This window comes from Neobacillus vireti, assembly GCF_036962345.1.
Taxonomy (GTDB): domain Bacteria; phylum Bacillota; class Bacilli; order Bacillales; family Cytobacillaceae; genus Neobacillus; species Neobacillus vireti_A.
This window is the reverse complement of record NZ_JBALNB010000001.1, coordinates 66,955-80,050: the sequence shown is the minus strand read 5'-3', so window position 1 is coordinate 80,050 and position 13,096 is coordinate 66,955. Positions and strand designations below refer to the sequence as shown.

Sequence of the window (13,096 nt, the reverse complement as noted above, 5' to 3'; positions counted from 1 at the left end):
CTTTCTTATTTATGCATTTTCGGATCAAATGCGTCTCTCAAACCATCACCAACAATATTGAATGCAATCATTAGTACAGAGATTACTACTGCTGGGAACACGAGCATGTATGGATAAAGTCTGAGGTTATCGAATCCAAGGTCAATTAAAGAACCAAGTGAAGCATCTGGAGGAACAATACCTAGTCCAATAAAACTTAAGAATGCTTCAAAAAAGATAGCTCCTGGAACGGTAAACATCGTGTTAATAATGATAATACCACTGATATTTGGAACCAAATGTTTTCGAATGATGGTACCATTAGATGTTCCTAACGTTCTTGAAGCTAAAACAAACTCTTGGTTCTTTAGCTTTAGTACTTCACCACGAACAATTCGGGACATACCAATCCAGCCTGTTATCGTCAGAGCAATTACAATTGAAGTAATACCCGGCTGTAGTACAAGCATCATTAAAAGGATAATGACTAAGTTAGGAATACCAACTAAAATCTCAGCTATACGCTGCATGATATTATCAACTTTTCCTCCATAAAACCCGGAAATTCCGCCATACGCAACCCCAATCACAAGGTCAAGCACTGCGGCAACAACAGCGATGATTAAAGAAACCCTTGTACCTTCCCAAAGTCTTGTCCATTGATCTCGACCCAGGGCATCACTTCCGAACCAAAAATATGTGTCTTTCATATCTTTTGCCTCGTATATATGATAGGTTGCCTTAACTTCAGCAGAATTTTTAGTACCATCGCCTTCATTAATGACTTCAAGATCAATAAAATCCTCTTTATTATCAAATCTAGCATTTGCCTTAGCCGTAGCTTGGTTAACATCTTTACCTTGGAAAGTAGCTGTTAATGTACCATCTACGCCAAGCCAAGAGACCTTTTCCAATACGGGTATACGCGGAGGCATTTTTGCCCTTTTCAAATCCTGATCATCCGAACCAAAACTGTTCATCCAAGGACCCACAATACTCATAATGACAATAAGCAGGATTAGGAACATGCTGAAAACAGCGGGTTTATTATTAAAAAGTGTTCTTTTAGCGTCCTGAAAAAACGTTCTGCTCGGAGCTGAAATTTTTTCGCTCGTATCCTCTTTACGCACAAGAGGAACAAATAAATCTTTTGGTATATTATTCATGTTCTTTTTATCCATTTATTTATTACCTCCTGCTAGTCTAATCCTAGGATCAATCAATCCGTAAAGGAGGTCGATGATTAAGATAATTAAAATAAAGCCAAATGCAAATAATAATGTTGTTCCCATTATTGTTGGATAATCATTTACCATAACAGAGCTTACAAATTGTTCCCCAATGCCAGGAATAGCAAATATTTGTTCAATAACCAACGAACCGGTCATCAAACCTACGGCCATTGGACCTAAAACAGTAATTAACGGAATGAGTGCATTACGCAAACCATGCTTTAAGATTATTCCTGATTCAGCCACACCCTTAGCACGTGCGGTAGTGATGTAATTGGAATGTAATACTTCTACCATTTCTGTTCTTGTAAAACGTGCTGCGGTCGCCATTGGGTGAATAGCCAAGGCAATTGTCGGTAAAATGCTATGTTCAAATTTTCCCCATAGCGCCACCGGAAACCATCCTAACTTCACAGCAAAAACATACTGCAGTAATCCTGCAAATACAAACGATGGAATGGAAGTACCTAAAACAGCAATGATAGTAGATGAATAATCTATTGGTCCGTTTCGGAAAATCGAGGCCAATAATCCAAGGAATATACCAATGATTGAACCTACTACTAAAGCCTGAAATCCTATTTGTGCAGATGGCCCGATTCTGTCCATCAATATGGTTGTAACTGGCGTATTATCAAATTTAAAGGATACTCCCAAGTCACCCTGTACAAGTCCTCCAAGATATTTAGCATACTGGACTGGTATTGGATCATTTAATCCATACTTTTCAAGAATGATTGCCTTTTGTTCTTCGCTTAACTTATCCTCTGCATTTAGCGGGCTACCCGGCAAAATTTTCATCAGAAAGAATGAGAATGTCGCAATAATAAATAAAGTTATAAGCATATACCATGCGCGACGAAGTATATATCGAGTCATTTTTGCACCTCCTAAATTTCTCTTTTCTCTTTATTATATGTCATATCTTGTCGATTATAAATTTTTATTATAATCGGAATATTCAGGTCCACAGGTGAAAAGAGAGCATATGCCTAATAGCATATACTCCCTTTCAATTTTTTCATAGCATTTTTTATATACTATTTTTTTCTATTATTCTTCAGCGCCAACACTAGCCCATTTGTATTCGTAAGTTGCACCGAATGCGTTTGTAAACACACCCTGTACTTTTGGAGAAACTAGCAGAGCACTTGCTCTTTGATATATAGGAGCGATTGCTGCATCATCAAATAATACTTTTTCTGCTTTTAAGAAGTTCTCATAACGCTTATCTTGATCTTGAGCTAAAGTTGTTGCAGTCTCGTTGATTAACTTATCATATTCAGCGTTAGAAAAGCCCATCATGTTATTTCCACCATCTGTTAACCATAGGTTTAAGAAGGTATATGGGTCAAGGAAGTCTGGTCCCCATCCAGCAATTTGGATATCATAATCCATTGCAGTATCTAATTCTAGACGTTGTTCAAATGGTACTTCTTTTAAAGTAACTTTTAAACCAGGAAGGTTTGTTGATAATTGGTTTGCAAGGTATTGGTTCATCATTTTAGAAACTTCGCTGTCGCCGCCAAGTACTTCGATTGATACTTCTTTTGTACCAAGTTCAGTTAAAGCTTGTTCCCATAGTTTCTTCGCTTCTGCTACGTCGTATTTTACAAGATCTCCACTAACTTCGCGGAAGTCTTTACCATCAGGAGTTGAAACGAAATCTTTTGGTACAAGACCGTTAGCAACAATAGATCCGTTGTTTAAGATTTCATCTACTAATGCTTGCTTATCAAACGCTCTAGAAATTGCTTTACGTACGTTTACGTTCTTAAGAGCAGGATTTTTAGTTTGGTTCAACTTCATATAGAATACTGAAGTATCAGGTTCTACTGTGTAATCATCATGCGTTGAATATTGGTCAACAAGGTCAGATGATAATCCAGCACGGTCAACTTCGCCTTTTTCATATAAGTCAACAGCAGTTTGTGGATCTTTTACTACCACATAATGCATTTTTTCTAATTTTACAGTTTTTGCGTCCCAATAAGTTTCATTTTTAACTAAGTCCCACTCGTTAGCAGTACTAGTCCATGTAGCGAACTTGTATGGTCCGTTTGCTAATAAAGTATCAGCGCTAGTTGCGAATGTATCGCCTTTTTCTTCAACGAACTTTTGGTTCAATGGTAAGAATGTACCGAAAGTTGTTAATGATTCAAAGTATGGAGTAGCATTTTCAAGTTCAACAACAAATGTGAAATCGCCATCCGCTTTAACACCTAATTGATCAACAGGAACTTCACCTTTGTTAACAGCAGTTGCGTTTTTAATAACGCCGCCCATCATGTATGGACCATATTCAGATCCAGTGTTAGGGTCAACGGCACGCTGCCAAGCATAAACGAAATCGTGAGCAGTTACAGGATCACCATTTGACCACTTAGCATCTTCACGTAATGTAAATGTCCAAGTTTTTCCATCATCACTTACTTTATGTTCTTTTGCAATACCTTCAGCTATTAGACCTTTTTCATCAAGACGGTATAGGCCCTCCATTGTAGCACCTAAGAATTGGAAACCATATTCATCAGTTGCTGTAGATGGGTCCATAGAAGGGATTGTATCACCATTAATAAAGTTTAATACTTGTTCAACTTCTGGCTTGTCATCAGCTGGTTTTTTGTCCTTGTCAGCTGTGTCCTTATCGCCGCCTGAGCAAGCTGCTAAAAACATGCTCAGCACAAGGCTTAGGGCTAAAAGCCATGCATACTTTTTCTTCATAAAAAAATGACCTCCTATTGTTTTATTTTTCTGTCAATTCGCTCTTAAAAAAGAAGCTAAGAAAATCATACTATTTTTCAACTACTCTTGTAAAGACTAAAAATATAAAAGAATCTAAAAATTATTATATCATTATAGATTACAATAACATTACAGTTGATATACCAGCACTTTTTTATTTGCTATTTAAAAAAAAATTATTTCTTCATAATTTTTCTATGTTCCCAGCATGGAGGGAAAAACCAGTTAAAGTATACTTTCAGAGGAAGTTAGGTTAAAATACGTTTATTCTTCTATGCATGTGTAAAATAATAATCTAAATTATAAGGTGAATAGGATATGTTCAAAAATAAATGGAAGTTTTTTTCACTTAATCTGTTGCTTACCCTCTTGATTTTTTTCATTTTTTCAGCTGATTATAATTTGCTCAATTTTATTAATTCTTTATTCTATATTAGCATTATCTATTTTACCACCGTTTTACTAATGTACACTATTAAAGGGGGGTTCTTTGATGGTGTAACGTTCGGATTTAGAAGATTCAACAGCATTATGTTTAAACGTAACGATTATCTCGAGGAGTGGCGTGAAAAACCTCTTCCCTCTGAAAAATTTAACTCTTCACTCTATCAAAGGATTAAATTCCAAGCTGTTTCTCTGCTTATCCTGCTCATACTTTTACTGTTCATTTACTATATCATCTAAATTCTAGAGGGAGGATATGATGAAGAAATAGAGAATTCTATTTTCGATAATGAATTCTCGTAAAATGTTTGGAAGTGAACAGAGGCATGAAGATCTTAAATTATTTAAAACTTAATCAACACCCCATTCAGCTTCGCTTAGAACAGAATCGAACGGAAACATTTACAGAAGTATATCATGCCCATCAGGGAATGGAACTTCTGTATGTGCATAAGGGAATTGGAAAAGCGATCATTGATCAGCAGCTTTTCCATATTGATGAGGGTACATTAGTTATCATTAAGCCCTATCAGCTGCATCATATTCAATTTTCAACTTCTCCTAGTCAACCATACATTCGTTCTTTATTTGTATTTGAACCCGCAATACTAGAGGAATTTCTGTCTCCTTTTCCATCTCTTTATGAGCTGCTGCAGAGCATGTGCTACAACAAAAAAATGAATCCAGTCCTTAAGGATGAGAAACTTTTAGAGATAGAAAATTTTATCAAACTCTTTGAGAGGATAGCAGCAGAAAAATCTCCAGCTGAACTGCTGGAACAACAGGCACTCTTTATGATAGCAGTGCTCTCTATCATAAAGCCTATATGGAATGAAGCCATAAATGTCATTAAAAACTCATCGATTCAGCCTTCCACGGTTGAACTCATTATGCGCTGGATTGATGAGAATTATATGGACCCCTTTGAATTGAATGCACTTGCTAAGTCCGTTCATTTATCACCTGTTCATGTCTCTTCCTTATTTCGAAAGCATGTTGGCAGCAGCATTACAGACTATTTAACCGCGCGGAGAATCAGGGAAGCCTCTTGGCTGTTAAAGACAAGCAGCCTGTCTGTAAAAGAAATTGGTGAATCCGTCGGACTCACCAATTTCTCATACTTTTGCCAGTTGTTTAAAAAAAACGTCGGTGTCAGCCCTCATCAATTTAGGAAGCTCTTTTCTTAAACTTTGTTGTTTTTATAACGAAAATTAATGAGTTTACTGTGTAATATTGAGAAAAAATCAATTTAATAAGAAAAGAGCTTGCAAACTTAATTCGTTGGGGCAAAATAACTAATTTCACGTTAAAATCGGCTTTAGGATTTTAACAACATTCGTTACGAAAACAGCCCTCTTAAAAAATGATATTGTAAAAAAACTTTTTTAATTTGAGCTCACTGGGATATCAAGGTCCTTACCGCCAACAGGCGTTTGCTTTATATTTTTCACTGCCTGTTTACCAAGACGGTCTTCAAGCTGCTGTAAATATAAGCTTTTCGGTTTAACATGCTTTCCATGGCTTTCTACATACCCTTGCTCACGTGGACGCATATCGCCCGCCTTCGGCCAATCACCAGGCTCAATGGCACCAACATGTCCAATCGAATAATTTTGGGCAGTTGGTGGCTGCTGGATAATCAAATCGCCTTCTGTGTTCCATGCAACATAGTTTGCTCCTGACCAGCCATGACCCGTTCCATACCACTGGCGGTCCTGGATGGCAATTGGTGCTTTTATATTGTCAAAAAGCCCGCCGACTGACCATCTGTGGTGCGGCTCGCTCTTCGTATAATTGATTTCCCCAACGCTGTCTAAAAAGACATTTGGACCCATTACACGGCTGTCAACTAAAAAGGCATGCCTAGCTGTGTTGGCATAAACACGCTGCGTTAACAGTAATTGCCCGCCGTATTTATAAGGATATCTCCGGCTTCCGGTAATCTGACTTACCATATCAAGTGATTTCGTATCTTGAACCGTCACCCATTTGGATGCTTTTGAAATATCAACAAGACTATATCGGAAATGAAGTCCTGTCACTTCCCGTACCCAAGCATTTTTTGCCTTATCAATTCGGATGGCAGTATTCGCATGCTTTTCGTCGGCATAGTAGGTTTCTCCGTTATTATGCACTTTCGTTACTGAAGGATCAAACACGGTGTCAAAACGGATGTTCTCCACACCGACGTTCTCAATGCGTTCATCCTGGTATTTGAGGATTTCGCCGCCGCCCCATCTTACATCAATCGAATCCGCCAACGGAGCATCTACCGTAACAATATTTCCGTTAATCGCCGTAATCACACGATCAAACTCAAGATTAAACGGTTCCCATTGCAGGGTTCCGTCGGTATCAGGACCCGGGTCTTTTACAATTTGATCCATATCAATTTCATGAATCCAATGTGCATTTCCATATCGGCGGACAATTATTTCATCCCCAACGTTAAAGTTTTCAGCATTCTCTACATGGAAGGAACGAGAGCCCACCGGAACATATAATTCAGTAATTTTTTCTTTCACTTCTTCATTAATCGTAATTCCTTCTATTCCTTTTAACTCCAGCATATTAATTTGTTTCGTTGATGTAGACAGCACAATGGTTCCGTCTTCCTCCTGTCCTTTCCCCCGCAGGACAACACCGCTTGCTTGGATTGTTAAAGGATTATTAATCTCAAATGTTCCTTTTTCTAGAACAACGGCGCCGCGGAATCCACTTTCATTCATCGGCAATGCAGAAACTTCATCAATGGCTGCTTGAATGCTGGCCGTATCGTCTCCTTCAACCGGTGAAAGTACAACCTTTGCTTGTACATCCGGAATTTTAACACCGCCGCCTTGATAGCCAGCGTTTGAAAAGTCTAGAATTTGATTCCCTTTATAATCAGGAGTGTATTCTAACGTTCCATCCTTCCCAACATATACAATCTTGCTTTCATTACCGCCGACTTTTGGTTCATCGAGAACGGTAAAAAAGAAACTATCATGTTGAGGCTGACCGTCAAAATGATAAACTAGATGGATTTCATAATGCCCTTTTCCATTCACTAACCCTTGAAAAGTTATTTCTTCATTATTCCCTTTATTTAGTGCTTTTTCTTGTACTGTTTGAATGACTTTGCCATCCTTGATTAGCTCAGCCGTAACAGTCCCATTTACAAAGGGCTCCAACTGAATAGAAGGGATCTGATCACCGGACTCCAGCAGTGCTGGCTCCCCAATTTCAATGGTCATTTTATCATGCAACAATGCTGCATCTACAAACCTGTCTTCAGGGTTTCTCACTTGCATAAACACAGAAGTTGATTTTGTAACATCTCCAGAGCTTACTGTTGCTGAAATCTTCGCTACACCGTCAGCTTTTGCGTTAACGATACCATCTGAATCAACTGCAGCTACTTCTGTATTACCGCTTTCCAACGTAACTTTTGTATTCGGAATATCTACTACACTGCCGTCCGCCATTACACCCTTTACATCTAAATCACGCACTGCCTGGGGCAGGGACTCAATAGTTGCATTTTCAGGATATTTCGCTTGCTCATTATCCGTAAAATACACACTTTCAATACTTAATTCTTCGGCCAAGAATCCCCCGCTGCCCGGAACAAGAGTGCCCGTTAAAAGTATTGAGGCCACAAGAGTAGTCACCTTGGTTTTAAAACGTTTCACATGCATTTCCTCCCCTGCATTTTTAATAGTTATTCAAAAACATTTAACTGTTGTTTGAATTTTCATACTTATACTACCATTTTATAGCAGAGAAAATTGTTGTCCTATTTGCTAAAAATGTTGTTCTATTACTGTTTTATAATACGTAAAGCAGGGGATAAGCCAAAAGAAGTGCGTATATATACCTAGTAATATCCCTTTTACACATAAAAAAACAAAACCAGTTCAAGTCAGAACTGGCTTTGTTTTATGCATTTTATTAATTTTTTCCAATTAATAATATACCAACATTTTTTAATTCTATAACCTTTTAATGTCGCCGGACTCTATTTGTCCGCTTAATGCGTCCCTTTGACATCTAACGTTGTGTTCGTTACATGCTTTTTCTCAAATGTGGATGTATTGATTTTTTCTAGTAATTTTTCATAATAGAGGTTTGGGTCCACTGGCAATTCTACCATTTCATTTAACCAAGAAGATAAGTAGATACCGTTGGAAATTTCTAGTGCTTTTATGCCATCTTCACCTGGGGAAAGGAGTGGTAATCCTTTTTCGATTGCCTCCACCCAATTTTGAACAATTATTTTGTGATTCCCATTTTCACTTGCAACTGGAATTTTTATTTTTTTAGATTCAGGCATACCAAATCCACCTGTAAATGACAAGTTAAATTCTCGCTCCGACTGTGCTAATTGGTGGAAAACAAGTTCCTCATCCTCAACCACGATTTTACCACGGTCACCAACGATCTCGAAACGGCTTGTACCAGGCGCTTCTCCTGTCGATGCAATAAACACACCTGTAATCCCATTTTCATATTCCAAAAACGCCGTTACATCATCTTCCACTTCAATATCGTGATATTTTCCTAAACTGCTCACTGCACGGATACTTGTTGGCATTACTCCGGTCGTCCATTGCAGCAAATCGATTTGATGAATGGCTTGATTGATAAGGACCCCGCCGCCTTCCCCTTTCCATGTTGCTCTCCATTTACTTGAATCATAGTAGCTTTGAGGGCGGTACGGTGCAGTGTAAATCAAATTCACTCGTTTCAAATCGCCTATCTGTCCTGATTTGATAAGGTCTCGAATTTTTTGATAAAGGGGATTTGCCCTTTGGTTGTACATAATACCGAAAACTTTGCCACTAAATTTTGCTGCAGCATTCATTTCAAGTACATCTTTTGTAAATACCCCGGCTGGCTTTTCAATCATCACATGTTTTCCTCTTGCAAAGGCCATTTTTGCAAGTTCTGGATGACTATAATGAGGGGTGGCAATAATAACGGCATCGATACCAGACTCATTGAAAAATGTCTCTTTGTCCTTGAAAATTTTCACATCACCCTGTGTATTTGCTTCCACCCATGCAATCCTGCTTTCATTACTGCTGCAAACTGCCGTTAACACAGCGCCTTTAATTTTCCCTTTATCCAGCATTTCAACATAAGAACTGCCCATATTTCCTATTCCGATTACACCTATTTTAACTATACTCATTATTTTCCCCTCTTTTATGTTCGAATAGTTGCTCTAGGTTATCTTCATTAGTCACAATCATTAACCACATCGTGGTACACCTGTATCACATATTGGTTAACCATATTATAACGATGAATGATCTCCAGGGTCAACCTATTTGTACTCCTTCAAAAAGCAAAGGCATTGAAACAACACAAATTAAAGTTATAATGAAATAGATTATGTGGAAGGGGAAATATTTATGAGCACCGAAAAACAGGATCCATCGAGAACAGCTAATGTTCAAGTAATCTCCCGTGCGGCTAAAATACTGAGGGCTCTTAAAAATCATCCAAAAGGGTTAAGCTTATCGCAGATAGCCAAAGAAGTGGACATGGCCAGGTCAACCGTTCAACGTATTGTCACGACGCTAGAACAGGAAAGGTTTGTGTCAAGTGCTTCTAGTAATGGAGGTTATCGTCTTGGAGCTGAGATTGCTATGCTGGCAGGGGCTGTTCATCGTGATTTAAGAGAAGATATCAGGCCTTTTTTAATAAAATTATCGTACCAAGTCAATGAAACAGTAGACCTCTCCGTTTTAGACAATGGGAAGGTGCTTTTTGTAGATCAAATTATCGCACCGCATCCATTGCAGGCGACTTCACAACCTGGTGCCTCTTTTCCATTACATTGCACAGCGAACGGAAAGGCAATACTTGCCTCCATGCCTAGAGCGGAAGTTGAAAAACTGCTGCCAGATCATTTACAGCAGTTTAATGATCATACTATTACGAGCAGGGATGAGCTGTTTAAGGAGTTAGAAGTGGTTCGTAATCATGGGGTTGCTTTTGCAAGGGAGGAACACATTGAAGGAATTTGTGCAGTGGGCGCAGTTGTGGTCGACCGCATGGGGAATTTAAGCGCCATCTCGATTCCACTCCCAGCAACTCGTTTTTACGGGAATGAAGAGAAGCTTGCTGCAGCACTTCTCGATACTTGCAAGAATATTAATCGGCACTTTGATTTTAAATAGAAAAGGCCCCTCGTTAAAAATAACGAGAGGCCCTTTTTCGGTCCAGTTTCCTTAACACTCTGCCTATTACTTGCCGGATAACGTAATATCCGCTTCGATCCTGCTCATAAATTCTTCTGCTGCGCTGTATCCTTGCTGCTTTAAATACCAGTTATTTGCTGCTGCCTCAATTAAGCCAGCCACATCACGTCCCGGTTGGAGCTGGATCTCCATGGATGGAATCTTAACACCCATATAGTCCGTATAGTTTATTTCCTGATCCAAATCATTATACAAGGCGTCTTTTTCCCACTTCGTCAAATTAATATCAAGTGTAATTCGTGTTTCGTCTTGAAATGCCTTGCGGCCATAAAGCCGCACCACATTCAACAACCCAATGCTGCGAAGTGCCAAAAACTCCTTGGTTTTCTCATCATGAGTTCCGATTATGGTTTGCGGACTAAGCTTCTTTAGGACCACGATATCATCCGCTACTAGCCGATGTCCTCGGCGAATTAATGTATGCGCAGTCTCGCTTTTCCCTACTCCCGAATTTCCGCGAAGCAGTATTCCGATGCCGGACACATTCATACAAACTCCATGAATGGCAATTTCAGGTGCTAATTCCTTCACCAAATACGCATCTAATTTCGTAATAAATTCTGAAGTGATCTCCGTTTTGTTTGTTACTAACAACGGGATTGCCTGTTCAATACAATGATGCGTTAAATAGGTAATATCTTCTTCACCAGCCGTTACGATAAAGCATGGTGGATGATAGTGGACAATATTTCCAATCCGGATTTTCCGTTCCTCATTACTTAACTTATGCAAATAGGTAATTTCCTTTTTCCCCAAGATTTGAACTCGTTCAGTTGGAAAAAAATCAAAATGGCCAACAAATTCAAGGCCCGGACGATGCACCCGTGATTGCGTAATCACTTTCTGCAGTTGACCTTCACCAGCCACTACTTTCAATGAAAACTTCTGAACTAAGTTTTCAACGGTAATTTTTTTCACCTATATTCACCCTTTTATTATTTACTTATAAATAGTGGATTCCTCATCGCCCTCTACGAATAGCTGTAAGGCAATTAAAAAGACGACTCTATTGATATTATCAGGAATCGTCTTTCTAAAAAACCTTATTTACTAAATTTTTTAAAAATTAGTGTCGCATTATGACCGCCAAAACCTAATGAATTTGATAGTGTGACTTGGATATCCTTCTTCCTTGCCACGTTAGGGACATAATCTAAATCCAGTTGTTCATCAGGAGTTTCATAATTAATCGTTGGCGGGAGGATTCCTTCCTTAATTGCTAATAGAGAGAAGATTGCTTCGATTGCACCCGTAGCTCCAAGCAAATGTCCTGTCATTGACTTTGTCGAGCTAACTGAAATAGTATAAGCGTGTTCTTTGAATACTTCCTTAATGGCTAATGTTTCATTCAAATCGTTATAAAAGGTGGATGTTCCATGGGCATTGATATAATCCACTTGTTCCGGAGAGATTTCAGCATCTGCTATTGCTAGCTTCATGGCACGCTGTGCACCTTCTCCCTCCGGTGCTGGTGTTGTAATATGGTGGGCATCACCTGTAGCACCATATCCAATCAGCTCTCCATATATGTGAGCATCCCGTGCTAGAGCATGCTCTAATTCTTCTAACACCAAGATCCCAGCTCCTTCCCCGATAACAAACCCATCACGATTTTGATCAAAAGGCCGGCTTGCTGTTTTTGGATCTGGATTTTTCGAAAGAGCGGTCATATTCGAAAAGCCAGCAACGGTCATTTCTGTAATGGTTGCTTCCGTTCCCCCAGCAATTATCATGTCGACATCGCCCTTTTGGATTACACGGAAGGCATCTCCAATTGAATTTGCTCCAGAAGCACATGCGGTGACGGAACAATTGTTAATCCCTTTTGCACCAATTTCGATGGAGACTTGACCTGCTGCCATATCAGGGATAAACATCGGAATTGTAAATGGATTGACCCTTCTTTGACCCTTTTCAATAAATTTCCGATGCTGTTCCTCGAACTCACCTAAACCGCCTATTCCTGACCCAATCCAAACCCCGACGCGTTCAGGCTGAATATCAACGCCAACCTCAATACCTGCATCTTTCACAGCCATTTTGCTTGCAGCCACAGCGAACTGACTGTAACGCCCCATTCTTCTTGCTTCCTTTCTATCCATATATTCCTCAGGAGCAAAGTTTTTTACTTCTGCCGCAATTTTAATATCAACTTTTTCTACATCGAATATCGTTGCAGGAGCAATTCCTGATACACCATTTTTAATGTTCTCCCATGTTGTAAAAGCATCATTCCCCAAAGGAGTAACTGCTCCAATACCAGTAACCACTACTCTTCTTTTCACTATTTCTCTCCTCCATTCTTATTTAAATTATAAGCCAGTTCTTTCTCCAGTAAATCAAAATAAACTTAGATTATTGTAAGCCTTTTATTTAACCTTTTACAAATATCCCTTCCTGCTATTGCAAATCACAAAAGAAATCTACTAATTATTAACTAAAATA

General features: G+C 38.9%; 10 protein-coding genes. 3 read left to right on the top strand and 7 right to left on the bottom strand.

Features of this window, described 5'->3' with window-relative positions; genetic code table 11:
• Positions 1-5 precede the first annotated feature (5 nt).
• The 3 genes from opp3C to V7108_RS00370 all read right to left on the bottom strand — a co-directional run bounded on the left by opp3C (position 6) and on the right by V7108_RS00370 (position 3,935).
• A complete protein-coding gene (gene opp3C, locus V7108_RS00380) occupies positions 6-1,160 on the bottom strand; it encodes an oligopeptide ABC transporter permease (protein ID WP_335516436.1) in 1,155 nt (384 codons plus the stop codon).
• Positions 1,161-2,090 (bottom strand): oligopeptide ABC transporter permease, encoded by a 930-nt coding sequence (opp3b, locus tag V7108_RS00375; protein WP_335516433.1) that lies wholly within the window; start codon positions 2,088-2,090, stop codon positions 1,161-1,163.
• Between the two features lie 174 nt (positions 2,091-2,264).
• The gene (locus V7108_RS00370) at positions 2,265-3,935 is read right to left on the bottom strand and encodes a peptide ABC transporter substrate-binding protein (protein WP_335516429.1); all 1,671 of its coding nucleotides are present in this window, start codon (positions 3,933-3,935) and stop codon (positions 2,265-2,267) included.
• 339 nt (positions 3,936-4,274) lie between these two features.
• On the opposite strand from V7108_RS00370, the gene V7108_RS00365 reads away from it, so the two are divergent.
• Together V7108_RS00365 and V7108_RS00360 are read left to right on the top strand one after the other, a co-directional pair.
• A complete protein-coding gene (locus V7108_RS00365; protein ID WP_335511848.1) occupies positions 4,275-4,640 on the top strand; it encodes a DUF3899 domain-containing protein in 366 nt (121 codons plus the stop codon).
• 86 nt (positions 4,641-4,726) lie between these two features.
• Positions 4,727-5,587 (top strand): helix-turn-helix transcriptional regulator, encoded by an 861-nt coding sequence (locus tag V7108_RS00360; RefSeq protein WP_335567058.1) that lies wholly within the window; start codon positions 4,727-4,729, stop codon positions 5,585-5,587.
• A 198-nt stretch (positions 5,588-5,785) separates the two neighbouring features.
• On the opposite strand, the gene V7108_RS00355 is transcribed toward V7108_RS00360, so the two are convergent.
• Both V7108_RS00355 and V7108_RS00350 read right to left on the bottom strand, forming a co-directional pair.
• On the bottom strand, positions 5,786-8,074 hold the full coding sequence (locus V7108_RS00355; protein WP_335567057.1) for a hypothetical protein: 2,289 nt from the start codon (positions 8,072-8,074) through the stop codon (positions 5,786-5,788).
• 338 nt (positions 8,075-8,412) lie between these two features.
• Positions 8,413-9,576 carry a Gfo/Idh/MocA family protein gene (locus V7108_RS00350; RefSeq protein WP_335567056.1) on the bottom strand — a complete coding sequence of 388 codons (1,164 nt, stop codon included), beginning with the start codon at positions 9,574-9,576 and terminating at the stop codon, positions 8,413-8,415.
• A 223-nt stretch (positions 9,577-9,799) separates the two neighbouring features.
• Between V7108_RS00350 and V7108_RS00345 the strand changes: the two genes are divergently transcribed.
• Positions 9,800-10,570, top strand: a complete 771-nt coding sequence (locus V7108_RS00345; RefSeq protein ID WP_335567055.1) for an IclR family transcriptional regulator — start codon at positions 9,800-9,802, stop codon at positions 10,568-10,570.
• A gap of 66 nt (positions 10,571-10,636) precedes the next feature.
• Here the strand turns inward: V7108_RS00345 and hprK are convergent, their stop codons facing one another.
• Both hprK and fabF read right to left on the bottom strand, forming a co-directional pair.
• The gene (gene hprK, locus V7108_RS00340) at positions 10,637-11,569 is read right to left on the bottom strand and encodes an HPr(Ser) kinase/phosphatase (protein WP_335511838.1); all 933 of its coding nucleotides are present in this window, start codon (positions 11,567-11,569) and stop codon (positions 10,637-10,639) included.
• Between the two features lie 125 nt (positions 11,570-11,694).
• Positions 11,695-12,939: a beta-ketoacyl-ACP synthase II gene (fabF, locus tag V7108_RS00335; protein WP_335567083.1), complete on the bottom strand. Its 1,245-nt coding sequence runs from the start codon at positions 12,937-12,939 to the stop codon at positions 11,695-11,697.
• Between the last annotated feature and the right edge of the window lie 157 nt (positions 12,940-13,096).